The 19,680-nt window shown below is 46.2% G+C and carries 22 protein-coding genes; 9 read left to right on the top strand and 13 right to left on the bottom strand.

The genetic code is table 11. The features are described from left to right. Positions 1 to 4 precede the first annotated feature (4 nt). From AOC21_RS09560 to AOC21_RS09550, 3 genes are read right to left on the bottom strand one after another with little or no spacing between them, the layout of a single operon-like run. Entirely contained in the window at positions 5 to 667 is a 663-nt protein-coding gene (locus AOC21_RS09560; RefSeq protein WP_215391748.1) for a glutathione S-transferase family protein, read from the bottom strand. A gap of 26 nt (positions 668 to 693) precedes the next feature. After that, entirely contained in the window at positions 694 to 1,194 is a 501-nt protein-coding gene (locus AOC21_RS09555) for a flavin reductase family protein (protein WP_215391747.1), read from the bottom strand. A gap of 10 nt (positions 1,195 to 1,204) precedes the next feature. Next, positions 1,205 to 1,501: a hypothetical protein gene (locus AOC21_RS09550; RefSeq protein ID WP_215391746.1), complete on the bottom strand. Its 297-nt coding sequence runs from the start codon at positions 1,499 to 1,501 to the stop codon at positions 1,205 to 1,207. 87 nt (positions 1,502 to 1,588) lie between these two features. Here AOC21_RS09550 and AOC21_RS09545 point away from each other — a divergent pair, with 87 nt between their 5' ends. Next, on the top strand, positions 1,589 to 2,572 hold the full coding sequence (locus AOC21_RS09545) for an MDR family oxidoreductase (protein WP_215391745.1): 984 nt from the start codon (positions 1,589 to 1,591) through the stop codon (positions 2,570 to 2,572). 25 nt (positions 2,573 to 2,597) lie between these two features. Here the strand turns inward: AOC21_RS09545 and AOC21_RS09540 are convergent, their stop codons facing one another. Continuing rightward, positions 2,598 to 2,774, bottom strand: a complete 177-nt coding sequence (locus AOC21_RS09540) for a DUF1289 domain-containing protein (RefSeq protein ID WP_215391744.1) — start codon at positions 2,772 to 2,774, stop codon at positions 2,598 to 2,600. A 51-nt stretch (positions 2,775 to 2,825) separates the two neighbouring features. Between AOC21_RS09540 and AOC21_RS09535 the strand changes: the two genes are divergently transcribed. Continuing rightward, positions 2,826 to 3,911 carry an MBL fold metallo-hydrolase gene (locus AOC21_RS09535; protein ID WP_215391743.1) on the top strand — a complete coding sequence of 362 codons (1,086 nt, stop codon included), beginning with the start codon at positions 2,826 to 2,828 and terminating at the stop codon, positions 3,909 to 3,911. Here AOC21_RS09535 and AOC21_RS09530 read toward each other — a convergent pair. After that, positions 3,823 to 4,281, bottom strand: a complete 459-nt coding sequence (locus AOC21_RS09530) for a PhaM family polyhydroxyalkanoate granule multifunctional regulatory protein (RefSeq protein WP_072582636.1) — start codon at positions 4,279 to 4,281, stop codon at positions 3,823 to 3,825. The genes AOC21_RS09535 and AOC21_RS09530 overlap by 89 nt on opposite strands. A 75-nt stretch (positions 4,282 to 4,356) precedes the next feature. Here AOC21_RS09530 and AOC21_RS09525 point away from each other — a divergent pair, with 75 nt between their 5' ends. Together AOC21_RS09525 and metH are read left to right on the top strand one after the other, a co-directional pair. Next, on the top strand, positions 4,357 to 5,421 hold the full coding sequence (locus AOC21_RS09525) for a homocysteine S-methyltransferase family protein (protein WP_215391742.1): 1,065 nt from the start codon (positions 4,357 to 4,359) through the stop codon (positions 5,419 to 5,421). Next, positions 5,418 to 8,168, top strand: a complete 2,751-nt coding sequence (gene metH / locus AOC21_RS09520; protein WP_215391741.1) for a methionine synthase — start codon at positions 5,418 to 5,420, stop codon at positions 8,166 to 8,168. Before AOC21_RS09525 ends, metH begins: the two co-directional genes overlap by 4 nt. On the opposite strand, the gene AOC21_RS09515 is transcribed toward metH, so the two are convergent. Beyond that, the gene (locus tag AOC21_RS09515) at positions 8,165 to 8,482 is read right to left on the bottom strand and encodes a DUF1840 domain-containing protein (protein ID WP_215391740.1); all 318 of its coding nucleotides are present in this window, start codon (positions 8,480 to 8,482) and stop codon (positions 8,165 to 8,167) included. The genes metH and AOC21_RS09515 overlap by 4 nt on opposite strands. Before the next feature lie 35 nt (positions 8,483 to 8,517). Between AOC21_RS09515 and argS the strand changes: the two genes are divergently transcribed. Genes argS through AOC21_RS09500 form a run of 3 tightly spaced genes read left to right on the top strand, consistent with a single transcriptional unit; the run spans position 8,518 to position 11,518 of the window. Beyond that, positions 8,518 to 10,245, top strand: a complete 1,728-nt coding sequence (argS, locus tag AOC21_RS09510; RefSeq protein ID WP_215391739.1) for an arginine--tRNA ligase — start codon at positions 8,518 to 8,520, stop codon at positions 10,243 to 10,245. Between the two features lie 35 nt (positions 10,246 to 10,280). Then, positions 10,281 to 10,874, top strand: a complete 594-nt coding sequence (locus AOC21_RS09505) for an SPOR domain-containing protein (protein ID WP_215391738.1) — start codon at positions 10,281 to 10,283, stop codon at positions 10,872 to 10,874. Then, positions 10,871 to 11,518: a thiol:disulfide interchange protein DsbA/DsbL gene (locus tag AOC21_RS09500; RefSeq protein WP_215391737.1), complete on the top strand. Its 648-nt coding sequence runs from the start codon at positions 10,871 to 10,873 to the stop codon at positions 11,516 to 11,518. Before AOC21_RS09505 ends, AOC21_RS09500 begins: the two co-directional genes overlap by 4 nt. 54 nt (positions 11,519 to 11,572) lie before the next feature. Here AOC21_RS09500 and AOC21_RS09495 read toward each other — a convergent pair whose 3' ends face one another. From AOC21_RS09495 to AOC21_RS09475, 5 genes are read right to left on the bottom strand one after another with little or no spacing between them, the layout of a single operon-like run. Then, positions 11,573 to 12,349, bottom strand: a complete 777-nt coding sequence (locus AOC21_RS09495) for an SDR family oxidoreductase (RefSeq protein WP_215391736.1) — start codon at positions 12,347 to 12,349, stop codon at positions 11,573 to 11,575. Beyond that, positions 12,346 to 13,641: a cyclopropane-fatty-acyl-phospholipid synthase family protein gene (locus AOC21_RS09490; protein ID WP_215391735.1), complete on the bottom strand. Its 1,296-nt coding sequence runs from the start codon at positions 13,639 to 13,641 to the stop codon at positions 12,346 to 12,348. Before AOC21_RS09490 ends, AOC21_RS09495 begins: the two co-directional genes overlap by 4 nt. Next, positions 13,638 to 14,423: a DUF1365 domain-containing protein gene (locus tag AOC21_RS09485; RefSeq protein WP_215391734.1), complete on the bottom strand. Its 786-nt coding sequence runs from the start codon at positions 14,421 to 14,423 to the stop codon at positions 13,638 to 13,640. The genes AOC21_RS09490 and AOC21_RS09485 overlap by 4 nt, the downstream gene beginning before the upstream one ends. A gap of 3 nt (positions 14,424 to 14,426) precedes the next feature. Next, positions 14,427 to 15,803 (bottom strand): NAD(P)/FAD-dependent oxidoreductase, encoded by a 1,377-nt coding sequence (locus AOC21_RS09480; protein WP_215391733.1) that lies wholly within the window; start codon positions 15,801 to 15,803, stop codon positions 14,427 to 14,429. After that, positions 15,800 to 16,369 (bottom strand): glutathione peroxidase, encoded by a 570-nt coding sequence (locus AOC21_RS09475; RefSeq protein ID WP_215391732.1) that lies wholly within the window; start codon positions 16,367 to 16,369, stop codon positions 15,800 to 15,802. Before AOC21_RS09475 ends, AOC21_RS09480 begins: the two co-directional genes overlap by 4 nt. Before the next feature lie 91 nt (positions 16,370 to 16,460). Here AOC21_RS09475 and rfaE2 point away from each other — a divergent pair, with 91 nt between their 5' ends. Further along, positions 16,461 to 16,949 carry a D-glycero-beta-D-manno-heptose 1-phosphate adenylyltransferase gene (gene rfaE2, locus AOC21_RS09470; protein WP_215391731.1) on the top strand — a complete coding sequence of 163 codons (489 nt, stop codon included), beginning with the start codon at positions 16,461 to 16,463 and terminating at the stop codon, positions 16,947 to 16,949. Here rfaE2 and AOC21_RS09465 read toward each other — a convergent pair. Both AOC21_RS09465 and AOC21_RS09460 read right to left on the bottom strand, forming a co-directional pair. After that, positions 16,946 to 17,755: a type III pantothenate kinase gene (locus tag AOC21_RS09465; protein WP_215391730.1), complete on the bottom strand. Its 810-nt coding sequence runs from the start codon at positions 17,753 to 17,755 to the stop codon at positions 16,946 to 16,948. The genes rfaE2 and AOC21_RS09465 overlap by 4 nt on opposite strands. Then, positions 17,752 to 18,537, bottom strand: a complete 786-nt coding sequence (locus AOC21_RS09460) for a biotin--[acetyl-CoA-carboxylase] ligase (RefSeq protein ID WP_215391729.1) — start codon at positions 18,535 to 18,537, stop codon at positions 17,752 to 17,754. Before AOC21_RS09460 ends, AOC21_RS09465 begins: the two co-directional genes overlap by 4 nt. A gap of 106 nt (positions 18,538 to 18,643) precedes the next feature. On the opposite strand from AOC21_RS09460, the gene AOC21_RS09455 reads away from it, so the two are divergent. Continuing rightward, on the top strand, positions 18,644 to 19,669 hold the full coding sequence (locus AOC21_RS09455; protein WP_251371502.1) for a VanZ family protein: 1,026 nt from the start codon (positions 18,644 to 18,646) through the stop codon (positions 19,667 to 19,669). The last annotated feature ends 11 nt before the right edge of the window (positions 19,670 to 19,680 follow it).

The raw sequence follows: 19,680 nt of genomic DNA, 5'->3' as shown, positions 1-19,680 counted from the left end.
GAGACTACTTAACGATATTGAGCTCTTTTTCAATAATTTCGTTAACGCAAGTCTCTTCTTCTAAACGCTTTAGCCAAGCATCAATGTTCTTGAGGTTGGCGCGTTCCCCCGTTTGCTGCGGGAAGCTATTGTGTAGCAAAATCCAGCGGCTGACGCAAAGAGCCAAAACAATATCTCCAATCTGAAATTGATTGCCCGAGCAGTAGCTTTGATTTGCTAATGTTTGATCTAGCAATCCGAGCAGTCGATTGGTTTCTTGATAGCTATTCAAAATCGCTTGGTAGTTACGCTCGGCTTCAGGGGTTCTGGTCAGACCAAGAAACACAACTCGCAGTACTGGCCACATTGTGCCCAATTGCCAATCCATCCACTTTTCTGATTCATATTGCGTCTTGATGTCTGTAGAGAAGCGCCCTACTTTATCGTGTTGACGTGCCAAGTAGCGCAGAATGGTATTGGATTCCCAAAGTACTGTGTCGCCATCTTCGAGAGTAGGCACAAGCCCATTTGGATTCATTTTGAGAAACTCAGGCGTATTATTTTTGCCAAACTGTAGTCCGGCATCAATTCGCTCAAAGTCCTTGCCCTCTTTAAGCCCAAGCTCAGCAAGACACCACAAAACTTTTTGAACGTTAATAGAACTTGCACGACCCCATAAACGCATCATGGTATTTCCCTTGGAAGTTAATTGGATTAGCTGGTTTTGGCTTCTGTGAAATCAAGCCCAACAAATTTGCTGCGGGCAAAAATGAGGGGCTCGCGTTCAGGATGATTTTTTAATTGAACAACTTTGGCAACAATAATGTTGTGATCACCGCCAATGTGAACGCAAACAGTTTCGCATTCGTAATAAGCCACGCAATGATCAATTTGGGTGAGGCCACTGGCAGCTATCTTGTGGTCAACGTCTTTAAACTGATCGGTCTTCACGGTAGCAAAATGCATTGCTAAATCTTCTTGTGAGCGCTCTAAAACATGAATGAGATGTTTCTTGCCAAGCTCGACCCAGGGCATCAGTCGCGAATGCTTTTTAAGACTCCACAAAATAAGTGGTGGCTCTAGTGAGACAGTATTAAACGAGCTAATCGTAATGCCGTGTGGATTATTTTCTTCATCCAAACAGGTGATGACAGTGACCCCAGTTGCAAATGAAGCAAAACCTTTGCGTAGTTCTTGTGAAGTAAATGGGGTCATTAGTCTTTGCTTACTTAGCTTCAGCTTTTGCTGGGGCGGCAATGGTTGTGCCGGGAATGGGAATCAAGATTTCGTTTTCTTCGGCTTTAACGCACTTAAAGCGGTACTCTTTGCCTGCCTTCGATATAAAGCTTGCGCCCTCATAAAAATCATCTTTACAGGTCTTGGTAGCGAAATCCATTACATCCTGTGGTGCTGCGCTAGAGCTAATGAGACGCATATTTCCCATAGACATGTTGATCTGCGTTGAATAGCATCCCGCAAGCAGAAAGCCAGAAATCGTAGTTAATAGTAGAATTTTTTTCATGGAAACCCCCATAATTAGCAATGCTCGTTAGGATAAACCTATTAAGCAATTGCTGCGAGGAAATACCTCGTTCTAAAAGGAAGAGACATGTTTAAAGCAATACTGGTAAATAAAGACGATCAAGGCTATCGCGCAGAATTGTCCCAAGTGGATGAAGCCAGCCTCCCTCAGGGCGATGTTCGAGTAAAGGTCCTGTATTCCACTCTGAATTACAAGGATGGCTTGGCTATCACCGGCAAAGGCCCAGTGGTTCGAAGCTTTCCCATGGTTCCTGGAATCGATTTTGCTGGTGAGGTACTAGAGAGTACTAGCCCTGATTTCAAGGCTGGCGATATGGTGCTCCTCAATGGCTGGGGAGTGGGTGAGGGACATTGGGGTGGATTGGGTCAGCAAGCTCGTGTAAAGGCTGAATGGTTGATTCCTCTGCCAAAAGGCTTTACTGCTAAACAAGCATTAGCTATAGGTACCGCAGGCTATACCGCCATGCTGTGCGTCATGGCACTCCAAAAGCATGGGCTTAAGCCTAGCGATGGAGAAGTTTTGGTAACCGGTGCTGCAGGTGGTGTGGGTAGCTTTGCGATTACGCTCCTTAGCAAGCTAGGTTTCACTGTAGTTGCCAGCACTGGTCGTATAGCCGAAGCGGATTACTTGAAAAAATTGGGTGCCACTGAGGTGGTTGATCGTGCCACTTTATCTGCGCCTGGTAAGCCATTGGCTAAAGAGCGTTGGGCTGCAGTGGTTGATAGCGTGGGTAGCCATACTCTGGCAAATGCTTGCGCTCAGACTAAGAGCGATGGCGCTGTAGCGGCCTGTGGACTGGCTCAAGGTATGGATTTCCCATCTAGCGTCGCGCCATTTATTTTGCGTGGCGTTACTTTGTACGGCATTAATAGTGTCACGGTGCCACGTGCAAAACGGATTGCTGCTTATGAGCAACTGAGCAAGTTAGTGGACTTGAAAACTTTAGATGAAATCTCTCATGAGATTACGCTTGAGGAGTCGATCAAGTACGCGCAAGAATTAATGGCAGGGAATGTTCGTGGACGCTTGATTGTCGACGTAAATAAATAAAGCAATCAAGATTGAGAGATCCGTTTTACTGTGGCGCTTGAGGTTTGCGAGTAGTGAGTTCTGCCCAAACCTTGAGCTTCTCGGAATTACTCAGATCTGACCAATCAGCAATTTCAGTCAGGGTACGATAGCAGCCACGACAGTAACCATTTTCAGGATTAATGTCACACCAATTAATGCAAGGCGATGGAACTGTTGTCAAAGTAAACCCAGAAACAAAAGATAAAAAAGATAAAAGAAATCACGTAAAGCTATGAGCACTCAAAACCAAGCAAGCGCTGAAGCCGTAGTTCATTATCCATTAGGAGATGCGCTTCCGGAAGTGGGTAGCAGTATGGAGGTTGCTCCAGGTGTTCGCTGGATCAGAATGCGCCTGCCTTTTGCTTTAGATCACATCAATCTTTGGTTGCTCCGTGATGAAATTGATGGCGTATCGGGCTGGACGATTGTGGATTGCGGTATCGCCAATGAAGAGACCAAGGCTGCTTGGGATCAGGTCTTTGCCACCCAGCTTGAAGGTATGCCAGTCTTGCGTGTCATCGTGACTCACATGCATCCCGATCATGTAGGTTTATCGCAATGGCTATGCGACAAGTGGAATGTTCCTATGTGGATTTCCATGACGGATTATTTAACGGCTCAATGGTTAAGCTGCAAAGAAGGTGGTGCTGCAGTGGGTTCACGTGCAGGTAGTGGAGGTTCTGCAGATCACTTTCAAAGACATGGCTTAACAACCCCCGAGGACTTAGAAAAAATTCGGGGACGTTCAAATTACTACAGCAATATGGTTCCCGGAGTGCCGCGTCAATATCGCCGCATTATTGATGGTGAATTCATTTTGATTGGCGGTCGTGCGTGGCAGGTCATCATGGGTTATGGACATGCGCCTGAGCATGCTTCTCTGTTTTGTAAAGATCTTGGGGTGTTGATTTCTGGGGATATGTTGTTGCCACGTATCTCTACTAATGTCAGCGTTTATGATGCGGATCCAGATGCAGATCCGCTAGGCTTGTATCTTGACTCTATCGAAAAGTATTTAGCATTGCCTGAGGATGCATTAGTGCTCCCTTCGCATGGCAAACCGTTTACTGGCATCAGGCCGCGTGTTGCGCAACTGAAAGCGCATCATGATGATCGTTTGGCAGATACCTTGGGCGCATGTAAAAAACCGGCACATGCTAGGGAGATTGTGCCGGTCTTGTTTAAGCGTGAATTAGATATTCATCAACTCACATTTGCAATGGGTGAGGCTATTGCTCATCTGAATTACCTACTTCGTCGAGGAAAGTTGCATCGCCGGCTTTGCGAGGACGGCGTGTTGCGGTTTTCCGTGGTTTAGCGCTAGTCGTTTTAGTCTTAGATTCTTCCTTTGGGGCGCTAGTTGAGCTGGCTGCTGAGCTAGCTGCTGAAACAGCATCGCCAAAGGACTTGAGGGCCATCATGGTGGCATGCTGGACTTCAAGACCCTGAATGGTGGACTTCAGGATGTTGAGGTTCAAATTGAGCCAGTTTTCAACGCTTTTAAGGTCTTTGATGCGCTTTTCAAGCTCATCCACATCTAAACCCGGGAAAGCGGATGCAAAGCCGCCAGCAGCTTTAGAGGCATCTGCCGTGAAGGGGAACTGCCCCGCTTGACCTGCAGCACCTTGTCCCCACATGGTCTTAAACATATCTAGGCTTTGATTAAATTCTGGAATGGTTCCAAACATAAGGGGCTCCGGGGTGAATGAAAAGTGGCTTTTCCAATAGAATAAGGGATTCTAGAGATTAATCCCGGTTTAACAATGCAATCTAATGGTTTGTCCCAGCCCTATACCCGCGGTCAAAAGCTTCCTGAGCTTTTAAAGCAGCGCATCCTGATTTTGGATGGCGCCATGGGGACAATGATTCAGCAATACAAATTAACTGAGGCCGACTATCGTGGTTTGCCGAGTAATACCCGTTTTGCTGACCATCCAGGTGATATCAAAGGTAACAATGAGCTGTTGGTTTTGACTCAGCCGCAAATTATTAGCAAGATTCATGAGCAGTATTTAGATGCTGGTGCAGACATTATTGAGACCAATACTTTTGGCGCCACTTCAGTCGCGCAAGAAGACTACAAAATGGCTGGCTTAGCGCGCGAGATGAATGAAGTCTCCGCTAGATTGGCACGTGCCGCTTGTGAAAAATACAGCACCCCAGATAAGCCACGTTTTGCAGCTGGCGCAATTGGACCAACACCGAAGACGGCTAGCATTTCACCTGATGTAAATGATCCGGGCGCGCGTAATGTGACCTTTGATGCTTTACGTGCTTCATATCGTGAACAGATTGAAGGTTTATTTGCTGGTGGTGTAGATTTATTTTTAGTCGAAACAATTTTTGACACACTCAATGCCAAAGCAGCATTGTTTGCGCTTGATGAATTTTTTGAAGAGACTGGTGAGCGTTTGCCAGTCATGATTTCTGGAACGGTAACTGATGCATCAGGACGTATTTTGTCTGGTCAAACAGTTGAGGCCTTCTGGAATAGCTTACGCCACATTAAGCCTCTGACCTTTGGCTTGAATTGCGCCTTAGGTGCTGCACTGATGCGCCCCTACATCGCAGAGCTGGCAAGGATTTGCGATGCTGCAGTGTCTTGCTACCCTAATGCAGGCCTGCCTAATCCAATGAGCGATACAGGTTTTGATGAGACACCAGAAATTACCTCTAGCCTAGTGGATGGCTTTGCAAAAGATGGCTTAGTCAATTTAGTGGGTGGCTGCTGCGGTACTACGCCTGACCATATACGTGCAATTGCAAATGCCGTTGCGAAACGTAAGCCACGCGCTTTCTATAAAGAGAATGCAGAGGCGGCAGCATGAGCAAGATTGAGAAAAAAGTCATGCCTGCGATGAAGCTTTCCGGTCTTGAGCCTTTTAACGTTACTGCTGATGTTGGCTTCGTCAATATTGGTGAGCGCACTAACGTCACAGGCTCAAAAGCATTTTCCCGCATGATTTTGAATAATCAATTTGATGAGGCGCTTGTAGTGGCGCGTCAGCAGGTTGAGAACGGTGCGCAAGTCATCGACATCAATATGGATGAAGCAATGCTTGATTCTGAGGCGGCAATGATGCGCTTCTTAAACTTGATTGCCTCTGAGCCTGATATTGCCCGTGTGCCTATCATGATCGACTCCTCTAAGTGGAGCGTCATTGAGGCGGGCTTAAAGTGTATTCAGGGCAAACCCATTGTTAACTCGATCTCCCTGAAAGAGGGCGAAGAGTCTTTTAGAAAACAAGCACGCTTGATTCGTCGTTATGGCGCCGCTTCTGTAGTGATGGCTTTTGATGAAGTGGGGCAAGCCGATACATTTAAGCGTAAGACTGAAATCTGCCAGCGTTGCTATGAGATTTTGGTAAATGAAATTGGCTTCCCGGCAGAAGACATTATTTTTGATCCAAACATTTTTGCAATTGCTACTGGCATTGAAGAACACGACAACTATGCCGTTGACTTTATTGATGCCACTCGCTGGATTAAAGAAAATCTGCCAGGCGCCAAGGTAAGTGGCGGAGTTTCCAATGTGAGCTTCTCATTCCGCGGCAATGATCGTGTCCGCGAAGCGATTCATACTGTGTTTCTGTATCACGCCATTCAAGCTGGCATGGACATGGGTATTGTGAACGCCGGTCAATTAGGTGTGTATGCAGATTTAGATCCAGAATTGCGTGAGCGCGTTGAGGATGTTGTTCTCAATCGCTTCAAAGAAAAAGATGGCAAAACTCCGACAGAGCGACTGTTGGATATTGCTGATCAATTTAAGGGCGGTGGCGCTAAACAGGTGGAGAACTTGGTTTGGCGTGAGGCTCCAGTGCGCGAGCGCTTAACCCACGCCCTGGTTCACGGCATCACTACTTTTATTGAAGAAGATACTGAAGAATTGCGCGCTGAAATCATGGGTGCAGGCGGTAGACCAATCGAAGTGATTGAAGGCCCGCTCATGGATGGCATGAACGTCGTTGGTGACTTGTTTGGCGCCGGCAAAATGTTCTTGCCGCAAGTGGTTAAGAGTGCACGTGTAATGAAGCAGGCGGTTGCCATCTTGATTCCGTATATCGAAGAAGAGAAGCGTCAACATATTGCTGCTGGTGGCGAAGCGAAGGCCAAAGGCAAGATTGTGATGGCTACTGTGAAGGGTGATGTACACGATATTGGTAAAAATATTGTGACCGTAGTTCTGCAATGTAATAACTTTGAAGTAGCCAATATGGGCGTGATGGTGCCTTGCGCAGAGATCCTCAAGCGTGCCAAAGAAGAAAATGCTGACATTGTTGGTTTATCTGGATTGATTACACCTTCTCTAGAAGAGATGACCTACGTGGCGCAAGAGATGCAGCGTGATGATTGGTTCCGCGAACGTCAAATTCCTTTGATGATTGGTGGCGCAACTACTTCGCGTGTCCATACTGCTGTGAAGATTGCCCCGCACTACGATGGCCCAGTGGTGTACGTGCCCGATGCATCGCGCTCAGTATCTGTCGCCTCTAGTTTGCTTTCAGATGAGAGCGCCAAGAAATTTATTCAAGATTTACGTGATGACTATGTACGCATTCGGGAGCAACACGCGAATAAGAAAGCGGCGCCTACGATTTCTTTAGAAGCGGCTCGCAAGAATCGCGAGATGATCGATTGGTCTTCCTATGTTCCTGAGAAGCCAAAGTTCATTGGTCGCCGTGTATTTAAAAACTTTGCACTGAGTGATATTGCAAAGTACATCGACTGGACACCATTCTTCCAGACCTGGGACTTGGCAGGTAAATTTCCTGCAATCTTGGATGACGAGATTGTGGGTGTTGAAGCGCGCAAGGTGTATGCAGATGCGCAAGCGTTGCTCGACAAGTTGATTAAAGGCCAATGGTTACAAGCTGATGCTGTAGTGGCTTTCTATCCCGCTAATACCGTTGGTGATGACATCGTTCTCTATAGCGATGAGGCTCGCGAACATCCTTTGTTTGTTTGGCATAACTTGCGTCAACAGTCCGAGCGCCCAGTGATCGATGGCGTACGTAGACCGAATCGATGTTTGGCTGATTACGTTGCGCCAAAAGATGTTGGTGTTGCTGATTACCTTGGTTGCTTTGCTGTGACAACCGGTCACGGCGTTGAAAAGAAGGTTGCTGAGTTTCAGGCGAAGCATGACGATTACAGCGCGATTATGTTGAAGGCTTTGGCAGATCGCTTAGCAGAAGCCTTTGCAGAATTAATGCACCATCGCGTTCGAACTGACCTTTGGGGTTATGCAAGCGATGAGATTCTGACAAATGATCAGATGATTAATGAGGAATATCGCGGCATACGTCCAGCGCCTGGCTATCCGGCCTGTCCTGCGCATGAGGTCAAGGAAGATTTGTTGCGCGTCATTGGTTCTGAAGATATTGGCATGACCTTAACTGAGTCGATGGCCATGAATCCAGCGTCAAGTGTGAGCGGCTTCTATTTGGCTCATCCGGATGCGCGTTACTTCAATGTAGGCAAACTATCTGATGATCAGGTTGAAGACTTAGCAAAACGCCGCGGTCAAACTGTTGAAGACACCCGTCGCCAGCTAGCGAGCTTGATAGACTAAACGCCCCACATGACGGGTTCGTCTTTGGCTTTAGCCTGTTTCATCAGCTCGAGGAATGGGTAAGCGCGCTGTCCAAGGCGATCAGTTAACTTGGGTTTCTCGGCACCTTTATCGGCATCCTCATTTGCTTTAGCCCGCTCTTCAAGATCTTTGAGAATGGCAGTTTCTAGTGCGGTAATGAGATTTGGGAGTTGTTCCACCGTCAGGATGCCCCGAGGCTCTAGGGGGCGCCCTAAAATGTCAAAAATTCGCTTAGTCAGATCCGCCAGCATGATGACATCTGGACCAGCCTTGGAGCGAAATTGATAGATCATTTCGATAGCTTACCACCTGATAAACTCACTTATCTATGTTGTCGACCAATAAAAATCGTTTAATTGAAATGCTGAGCGCTGCCCTTGCAGCCTTGGCTCAGGAGCGCGGCTTAAGCGAAGCTCCTGCCCCGCGTCTAGAGCGTCCTAAGGCTGTTGATCATGGAGATGTCGCCTGTAATATCGCTCTCCAGCTTTCGAAGGCCTGGAAGCTTAACCCACGCGAGTTGGCGCAAGCCTTGGTGGAGCGCTTGCAGCAACAAGCCGGCTTTAATGAACTCATTGCATCTTGTGAAATTGCTGGTCCTGGATTTATTAATTTCCGCCTTAGTAATGCTGCCAAGACTGCGGTAGTGAGTGAGATCATCTCTGCTGGTGCCGATTTTGGGAAGTCCGCGCCAAGTGATGGGGCTGCCCAAAGGGCCATGATTGAGTTTGTTTCTGCCAATCCAACCGGCCCATTGCATGTTGGTCACGGTAGACAGGCCGCACTCGGCGATGCCTTGGCTAATTTATTAGCAACTCAAGGAATTCAAGTACATCGTGAGTTTTATTACAACGATGCTGGCGTACAAATTGCGAATTTAGCCTTATCAGTACAAGCGCGCTTACAAGGCTTAAAACCTGGTGATGCCAAGTGGCCTGAACAAGCTTATAACGGTGAATATATTGCAGAGATTGCTGAAGCGTTTAAAGCTTCCGCAGAATTTAAAGATGACATCGAAGCGATTCGTCAGTTTGCAGTTGCCTATTTACGCAATGAGCAGGATATTGACTTAAAAACTTTCGGCGTTAAATTTGATTGCTATTACTTGGAATCTTCTTTGTATACCGATGGCAGCGTTGCACAAATTGTTGGTGATTTGCAAAGTATCGGCAAGACTTATGAATCTGAAGGCGCCTTGTGGCTCAAGAGCACGGATGACGGGGATGATAAAGACCGCGTGATGCGTAAGTCGGATGGCAGTTTCACCTACTTTGTACCTGACGTTGCGTACCACACCAGTAAGTGGAATCGCGGTTTTCAAAAAGTCATCAACGTTCAAGGTAGCGACCACCATGGAACCATTGCCCGTGTTCGCTCAGGCCTGCAAGGCGTAGCGCAGAAGCGTGGCTGGGATATTCCTAAAACGTATCCAGAATATGTCTTGCACAAGATGGTTACGGTGATGCGCCATGGTGAAGAAGTAAAAATTTCTAAGCGCGCTGGTTCATATGTGACTGTGCGTGATTTGGTTGAATGGTCTGGTGGCGTGACGCCAGAGATGACGCCTGAAGAAAGAGAGTTAGCATTGCAACGTGGTCGTGATGCGGTGCGCTTTTTCTTGATCTCTCGCAAAGCAGATACAGAATTTGTATTTGATATTGATTTAGCTTTGCAGCAGAACGATGAGAACCCTGTGTTCTATGTTCAATATGCATATGCGCGAATCAGCTCAATCCTGCAGCAGTGGGGTGGACAAGCATCAGATTTGGCTAAAGCGGATTTATCCCTCTTACAAAGCAAAGCGTCTGATCACTTGTTGCGTCGCTTGGCAGAATATCCGGAGATGTTAACGACTGCTGCAGAAGAGTTGGCTCCCCACGCATTAGCTTTTTATCTACGTGACTTGGCGGGCGATTTCCACACTTTCTATAACGCCGATCGCGTATTGGTCGACGATCAAAATTTAAAATTGGCTCGTCTTGCTTTGCTTTTGGCAACCCGCCAAGTTTTGCAAAATGGCCTAAAAGTACTCGGGGTATCCGCACCAGCAAAGATGTAATGGCGGGGTATGAGGCGTAGATGTAAGATGAGGAAATGATGAAAACACCGAATCAACAAAATTCCCAATACGGCGGCACTATCCTCGGCTTTATTTTGGGTCTAGGTGCTGGTCTGGGCATTGCCTTTGTGATCGCCTTTTATCTTTCTAAAAATACCCCCCAAGAAAGACCTGGCATGCGTGCCCCTAGTCTGCCTTTGACTATCAAACCTTCTGCTGCACCAGCCGATGGCGAAGCAGCTAGCCCAGCTGAACCGATTGATTTGAATAAGCCACTCCAGGGTAAATCACCTGCACCCGCTTCAGCAGATCCGATTGGTGATTTAGTAAATGGTAAGAAATCCGCTGATAAGCCTGTAGATTCAACTGCTACATCTACAGCTAAATCAGACTCCATTTATTTCTTGCAAGTAGGTGCGTTTACTAAGCGTGCTGATGCGGATGCACAAAAAGCAAACTTAGCCATTCAGGGAATTCAGGCCCAGTTAAGTGAAGTTACTAGTGATGGCAATACGCTTTGGCGTGTACGCATAGGACCCTACAACACTGTTGAAGAGAGCAATGCAGTTCGCGACAAATTGAGCGGCATTGGCATTAAACCAACCTTAATTAAATCTAGTAAATCATGATTTCATTTAGCAAAAGATTCATTACCTTATTTGCACTCCTTTCTTTAAGTGGCTTGGCTACAGCGCAGAGCCAAAAAATTGAAGAGGGTTTTGACTACCGTGTGCTGCCTATTGCACAGCCAGTAGAAACCAAAGGGAAAGTAGAGGTTATTGAATTCTTTTGGTATGGATGCCCACATTGTTACGACTTTGAGCCTGAGCTGAGCAGCTGGGTAAAGCGTCAGCCTAAAGATGTCGTCTTCAAAAGAGTTCCTGTAGCCTTCCGCGATGATTTCTTGCCGCATAGTCAGATGTATTACGCCCTGGAATCTATGGGCAAAGCTGACGCCTTGAATGAAAAAGTCATGTATGCCATGCACAAAGAGAATAAGCGTCTCTTAACTGAGTCAGAGATTGCGGATTGGGTTGCATCTCAAGGCATTGATCGCAATACCTTCTTGGCAACCTATCGCTCATTCGCGGTGGTATCTAAAGCGCGAGCTGCCAAGCAATTAACAGAGGCCTATCGTATTGATGGAGTCCCTACAATTGTGATGCAGGGCAAGTACGTAACATCGCCCTCTATTGCAGGATCCAAAGCTAAAGCCATCGCGGTGATGGATTATCTAGAAGACAAAATCCGCAAAGATAAGTACAAGCAGTAACGAATAAGGCAGTGAGGCGTTCGTTACCGTGTCACTGCATCATTTCATCATTACTTAGATTTTGACGAAGCGACGCACAATCCAAAAGTAGATTGGATAAGGCAAGATTCGCAGAAGCTTTAAGAATCTTGAGAAGCGTTTAGGGAAGTGAATATCAAATTCCCCCTTATGTATCCCTGCCAAAATTTCCTGAGCAGCCTCTTCGGCGCTAATGAGGGCTGGCATTTCAAAGTCATTCTGTGCAGTAGCTTCCGTAGCCACAAAGCCCGGTGAGATCATATGTACGCTGACTCCGGTGGGCAGTAAGTCGTAATATAAATTCTCACAAAAATTAATGATGGCTGCTTTACTTGGCCCATAGGCTAAAGCCTTTGGAAGACCGCTATAACCTGCAACACTGCCAACGATGGCAATATGCCCTGAGTGGGCCTTGAGCATTTCTGGCATCACTAATGCAACTGCTCTCATCGGCCCCAAAAGATTGGCGTCAATCGTATTTTCTGCAACCTTGATATCAAAATTATCTGCGCGGAGCGGTACATACATTCCTGATACAAACAGCAGGAGATCAATTCCACCCCAAGCGCTCATGATGGTTGTGTAGCCATCTTTTAGTTGCGCATCGTCTGTGACATCCAATGGAATAACCAGGGTTTGATCATCTCCGCCAGCAAGTGCAATTTGGTTTAATCGTTCTGCCCTTCGGCTAGAAAGCGCTACCTTCGCACCTTTGAGAAGTAGCGCCTTTGCACATGCCTCCCCGATGCCGCTAGAGGCGCCAATGACCCAGACTCTTTTGCCTGAGAATTTCTCAATACCAGATTGTTTCATGCCCTCAGAGTATCAGAAGATGTTGATGTTGGTTGGTGACTGAGGGTAAATTGCACCACATCAATATTACGTTCAGTGAAACCTGCAGCGCAATACATCAGGTAGAAGTTCCAGAGTCGAATGAAGGCCTCATCAAAGCCCAATTGACGGACCTCTTGAAGTTTCTGATTAAAGCTATCACGCCAAAGGCAAAGTGTTTTTGCATAATCTGTACCAAATTCAAACTCATCCTCAATTTGCAATCCAGCTTTAGCAGCGCTTGCCTTAAAGCTTGATCGAGAGGGCAGCATACCGCCGGGGAACACATATTGCTGAATAAAGTCAGTGTTGCGGCGATAGCGATCAAAGAGATCTTCTGCGATGACGATGGTTTGAATGCAGGCTTTGCCACCAGCTTTAAGGCATTTGGCAATCGTTTCAAAATATTCTGGCCAATGTTTTTCTCCAACCGCTTCAAACATTTCAACTGAAGCAATGCCATCAAATTTCTCTTGGCAATCACGATAGTCTTGCAGACGCACTTCAAATGCAGAGGGATTGGATACTTGTGTCTGCACTGTAGCTAAACGTTTTTCTGCGAAAGCTTTTTGTTCTGTAGATAAGGTGAGCCCTGTAATGGACCTATTGTTGCGCAGAGACTCTTCCATTACACCGCCCCAGCCACAGCCAATTTCTAAAATGTGATTTCCAGGCTTTGTTTGGAGTGAGTCAAGAATGCGACTGATCTTTGCTCGTTGCGCATCTGCCAAGGTTTGCTTATCGCCTTCAGAAAACCAGGCGCTGGAGTAGCTCATGGTAGGGTCAAGCCAAAGCGTATAGAAAGCATTGCCTAAGTCGTAATGCGCATGAATATTCTTGCGACTTCCGGCTTTGGTGTTATCTCTTAGCCAATGCTTGAGGCGATAAAAAATAGAGCCATACCAATTGCCATAAATGGCTTTTTCTAAAATAGTTCGATTACGTATCGCGAGCTCAAGCAGCGCTTTGAGATCAGGAGTATTCCATTTCCCCTGGATATAGCTCTCGGCAAAACCAATATCACCATGCGACATGATCTCTTTAAATACTGACCACTCCAAGACATGAATTTCAGCATGTAAAGCATCGCTGTGGTTGCCAAACTCACGCTTTTCACCAGTCGGTAACGTGACTTTTAGATGGCCACTGCTAAGCTGAGTTAAGAGTGTGAGAAGTGTCTTTGCACTAATTTGATATTGATAGGAGGAGCCAGCTTGCCCTTGCGGGCGAGAAAAATTTAATCTAGAGAGTAGGGATTGTCCGGGGCGATTCATCTGCTGACTTCAAGTTCTGGGGGTTTAGGTTTTGAATGAAAGGGTACACCTTTTATCCACAATTTCAATGCTTGCCAATGAATGCGGAAAATGACGCCCAAGCTCATCAATGGGTAGCGCATCAGCGCCAGGGCAACATTGCTTTGGCTTAAGGGGCGACTGGTGCCGCTGATGCTGGTATTGATTAGGGGTAGGCCATCCTCATGCAGTTCAATGCGGCAGACATTGTTTTTTCCGCTACTGCTATCTTTGGGAAATAAAAAGCGAAAGTGGTAATCGCCTCGCACTTCACAAAACGGTGAAACATGGAATACTTTTTTGCTAGTAAGAGTCTCGCCTGAATAAAGCTCTTCACCAGAATCTTTATGCAGCAAATAGCAGTGGCGCTCACCAAAGGTATTATTTACTTCAGCCAACACAGCCTGTACTTTGCCATTAGCTCGAGTGCAAATCCAAAAACTGACTGGATTAAAGACATAGCCTAGTACCCTTGGAAAAGTTTGCAGCCAAATTTCCCCGTCAATATTTTGTACGCCGTTCTCAGCAAGAATCTTTTCGATCCATGCCAGGCTATTGGATTCTCCTAGGCCATGGTCTTTATCAAAGAATGCACAAAGCCCCCAGTGGTTGTCGCTTAATCCATTTTGATCAAGGAGTTTAGGATCTGCACTGCGCGCGCGCATGGGTATCGAAACAGTAAATACACCATAGCCAAAAGCGTTCTTAGCCGGCCGTACGCGCTGGTGTTTTACTACTCCAAAGTTAATCTTTGCTTGCGCCATTGATTAGATATCTTGTTTGGCTCTTATGGGTTGGCGGACGCTTTCAATGAGAGCTTCAGCTACTAGCTCACCAGAGCGTAAGCCATCCTCATGAAATCCGAAGCCTGTCCAGGCGCCGCAATACCAAATGGAAGCGTTTCCTTGAATCATCGGAAGCTCTTTCTGGGCTTGTATTGCACTCATATCAAACACGGGGTGCGAATAGTGAATCTCTTGATGAACTAGTGTTGGGTCTGGCTCTTCTGAAGGATTCAGACTAACAATAATTTGTGTGTTCTGCAGTTGATCCGGTAGTGGCTGTAGGCGATTGATTAAATAGTTAACGCTGACATGTTGTTTTGCGTTTGGTTTGTCACCAGATTTTGCGGTGTAGTTCCACGCTGCCCAGCAGTGCTTTGCTTCGGGTAAGAAGCGGATATCAGTATGCAAAATTGCTCGGTTCTTTTGATATGGAACTGCTGCAAGAATATTCCTAGCTTGTTGATCAATGCCATGAACTAAATCTAGGGTTTGGTCGCTATGACAGGCCATGATGACCTCGTCAAAGTGCGCTGAGCCTGACTGGCTGATGACCTCTACCTGCTCACTTCCCTGGCTTGTATTTACGCGCAGAACACACTCGCGCTTAATGGTGACCTGTTGTTTTACTAAGGCCGCAACAATTCGCTTTACATACTCTCGTGAGCCGCCCTTAATCGTAAGCCATTGTGGGCGATTTTGAATTTGCAAAAGACCGTGGTTATGACAGAAGCGGACCATCGTCTGAATTGGAAACTCCAACATCTGCTCAACAGAACATGACCAAATTGCGCCAATCATTGGGAGAAAATAATTTTCTTTGAAGCTTTGACTAAAACGATGACGCTTTAAAAAATCCGCAATTTTTTCATCGGGCTCTTTATATAAATGACCCGCTTCAATTTGTTGATGTGCTAGCTGAGTAGCTAAGCGGTTAAAGCGTAGGATGTCGTAGGCCATTCTCCAAAATGATGGAGAGAGCAGATTAGATCGTTGGCCAAAGAAAGAATTAATGTCGTTACCTGCCCATTCAATCTTTTTATGTTTCCCAGATTTTCCTGTGGCATCAATCGATACAGAAAAAGACATTTCTGAAGGTGCAACCGGGGCTTGAATTTCTTCAAATAGCCGAACAAGTCGTGGATAGGTCTTACGATTGAAGACTAAGAATCCGGTATCAACACCATGGGTGATTTCTTGTCCATCAATGTTGCAAGTGAAGTCCACTGTATTGCTATGACCGCCAATATGATTGCCGGCTTCGTATAGGGTGATTTCAAATTCTGGATGTTGTCTTAAAGCGTAAGCGCAGCCTAATCCCGAGATGCCCGCGCCAATAATGGCAATTTGTTTTTTACTCACTGCGCTTTTTCTCCTAAAAGCTTTTCAATTGGACCTGTAATGCTGCTGCTACTGGGTTTTGTCATGCTTCCAAAAGAATCAATAACATTGCCATTACGGTCTATTAGGTATTTATAGAAATTCCATTTTGGCGTTGTGCCCGTTTTAGCAATCAACATCTTAAATAAGGGGTTTGGATTACTTCCAGAAACTACGCTCTTAGCAAACATCGGAAATTTCACGTCGTAAGTGTTTTTGCAGAAATCGGCAATCTCCTTATTACTGCCTGGCTCCTGTTGTCCGAAGTCATTAGAGGGAAAGCCTAAAACTACAAAGCCCTGATCTTTGTATTTGGCATAGAGCTTCTCAAGGCCTTCGTATTGACTTGTAAAGCCACAAAAGCTCGCTGTGTTTACAACCAAAATGACTTTGCCTTGGTATTGGCAAAGATTTTGTGGCGCCTCATCTTGGAGGCGAGGAAAAGTATGGGAGAGTAGAGGACTGCAGTTGGGCGCAGCATTGGCAGTCTGCAGTCCAGATAGCAGGATTAATAAGCCAAAGAGCCAATGTATTCGATTACGGTGCATATTGCGCCTTTAAATTCGCTTGATAGAGCCCAAGTCTAAGACATTCTGGGTAATAACGCTGGCCTTACAAGATTGCCATTAATATTGAGTTATGAGTCATTTGCCACCCCCCTCTTTTGAAGCTAAAGTCTGCCCACCAGAGCAGCTTGGTACGCGCCTTGCAAATCTTCCTCGACCATTGGTATTTACTAATGGGGTCTTCGATATTCTGCACCGTGGCCATGCTAGTTACTTGGCACAAGCCCGTGCATTGGGCGCTAGTTTGGTGGTGGGTGTGAATTCAGATGCCTCAGTCAAGATGTTGGGCAAAGGTGATGACAGGCCTATTAACTCTGAGGCTGATCGTCAGGCGCTGTTAGCAGCGCTGGAAAGCGTGGACATGGCTGTGTTGTTTACCGAACAAACACCAGTCAACTTAATTGAAAAAATTCGTCCTGATATTTACGTCAAGGGCGGCGATTATGAAATCGATACCTTAGCTGAAACGCATTTGGTGAAAAGTTGGGGCGGTACGGCTGTTGCAATACCTTTCCTATATGAGCGCTCCACTACAAGCCTATTGGGTAAGATCCGCTCTTAAAGATTTTGTAGTAACCAAGCCCAAGTACCCCGCAGCACCAATCCATCAGTTACCTCAAGCACTTGCTTGGCCGGTAAAGTGGTCTGTGTAATTTCCTTTGCAAGGATTTTGGCATTGCCACCATCAAGCCAAATTTTTTCGATAGGAATATTTAATTCTTTTGCATGATGTATGCCATACAAGATCGCACCAACTTGTGCTGCATCACATCCACTAATGATTGCATCATTAGTGCAAGTACCAAGACCATGCTGATCTGAGCGTGTAGCTAAATCTAGCTGCGCAGTATTGTTTGCCAAACTGGCTTGCATCAGTGCAAGGCCAGGCAAAATCCAACCGCCGTAATGTACGCCATTTGCGCCCAGTAGGTCGATGGTTGTAGCAGTGCCGGCATTCACAATTAAAGTATTTTTATTCGATAGGGCGCGGGCACCTATCAGCGCAGCCCAGCGATCAGCCCCGAGCTTGCTAGTATCTTGATACAGGCTGCGCATTCCTGTGTAAGGACTATCTCCCTTTAACTCTCTCCATTCAAGATCGCTCCATTGTGGAAATAGGGATTTGAGGTTGGTGATCGCTTCTTTACCTGCAACACAGCAAAATCCAATAGCGGCCGGTTTTGGCAATGTTTTAGCAATATAGTCAGCCAACTCAGTCCGATGTTCTGGAGACTGTAAAGATTTACTGCTAATTGATCCAGAGTAAGCCCATAACTTTTTTTGTTGATCGCTTGGATTTTGAGTTGACTCTACAGCAGCCCATTTAAGGCGTGTGTTACCAACATCAAAAAATAAATAGAGGCTCATGATTGAATCCGTAATGAAACATCACCCGCATGAATAGCGATTGTTTTGTTATCTTGTTGTAATAGTAATGCCCCTGTTTCATCTACACCTTTTGCAATGCCATAAATAGGATCTTTGCCGGCACCGGAAATATATATAGGCTGATCTTGATAAGCATCCCACTGCATCCAAGTTGCTTGACAAGGTTTAAAGCCATGAAGATCAAACTCTACGAGATGTTGTTCAAGGGAGGCAATTAATTTAAGCCAAAGGTATTCAACATCAGGAAGCGTATTGGTCAGCTGCGAGAGCGAGCTCACCTTTAGCCCTGAATCTAAATTTGCTTCAATCAGCTCTGCATTACGTAAGTTAATGCCAACCCCAATAATCATCCAGGTTGGGTCACCTGCTTTTGCTTGACCACCTTCAATCAGAATGCCGCCGAGTTTGCTGTTATTTAGAAGTAAGTCATTGGGCCATTTCAAACGAAGTCCCGCAGCCTGAAGCTGTGCCTCACTGAGATCGCAAGCCTGCGCAATGCCAGTAATCACCGCTAAGCCTACCAATAGACTAAGTCCGCTGAGTTCAGCAGGGGTTCTTTTAAATGGAAATGCCAAAGAAAAGCAGAGGGAATCTTCTGGATTGGCCAACCATGATCGACCAGCCCTTCCTTTGCCAGCAGTTTGTTTGTGCGCAATACGAGCGACAGGGTCGATAAGCTCGCCCGCACGCCAGCGCGTCAAAAGATCATCGTTTGTGGATTTGGTCTCACTAACGCGCTCAAGGATGCAATTTGCAGTCATTCCGCCATTGTAGAAAGGTCTGACCTAGAATTGTGGGATGGATCAAAAAGATCAGCGACCCCGAAAGTTGGTATGGCCTCTCCAGGCTATGCCATTGGCTAGGGCTATGAGCTTGAGCTACGCGCTTTTGATCCTCTATGTCAGCCTCAACCCCTTTGACTTTGATTTTAAGAACGGCATAGTGGCATGGGCATGGCTAAATGCACCTTTGCCTCGTTTTATTACGCTATTTGACGTGTCGGCCAATATCTTGGCCTATATTCCGTTTGGATTTTTGGTGATGTTTGCAGCCTATCCACGTTGGCGCAACTATGTAGCGCTTGGAATTGCTCTGGGCTTAAGTGCATCTTTGGCGCTGAGCGTAGAGACTTTGCAGTCTTGGTTGCCTACTCGAATACCAAGTCAGATGGACTGGTGGGCTAATATTTTGGGTGGTCTATTGGGAGGCTTGTTAGCGATTCCTCTTGGACCACAGTGGCTTTCTGGGAGTGCAATCCGTAGACGTTTTGATCAATGGTTTGGGCTGAATTGGGCAGCTTGCGCCTTGTTTCTTTTATTTCCATGGTCGCAAATTTATCCCCAAAGCTCTTGGCTTGGGACGGGAGTGTGGGGGCATGCCATCTTTGGCTCGGTAGATTGGGGCACTTTAGTAATTAACCACGTCATTCAAGAGACGGTTATCACAACGCTCTGCTGGCTTGGCGTTGCTTTGTTGCTCTCGCTAGGACTCCGCACTAAGGCTCCGCAGTGGCGGATCCTGAATGGGTTGCTTGGTCTAACGGTATTAATCAAGATTTTGTTTACTGCCCTTCAATTTGGCACTGAATTTAGTTTGATTTGGCTTACTGCCGGCGCTCTTTGGGGAATGGCCTTAGGCAGCATCTTGCTGAAATGGGCTTTGCCGTTAATGCCACGAACTAAGTTCTGGATAGCGTTGATTTGCTTGCTTGGCACCACAATTGCGGTAAATATTTTGCCTGACAATCCCTATTTCATACTGACGCTAAGGCATTGGTATCAAGGGCGTCTATTGCACTTTAATGAACTGATGCAGTGGGTTTCAGTAGTATGGTTACCTTTGGCTCTTGTTTGGATGATTCGAAGCGCCATAGCCCCTAAACCGAAACATTGATGAATATAATT

It is taken from the genome of Polynucleobacter sp. VK25 (assembly GCF_018687355.1).
In the GTDB taxonomy this organism is placed as follows: Bacteria; Pseudomonadota; Gammaproteobacteria; order Burkholderiales; family Burkholderiaceae; genus Polynucleobacter.
The sequence above is the reverse complement of the archived record's forward strand: the minus strand, read 5'-3'. Positions and strand labels throughout refer to the sequence as shown.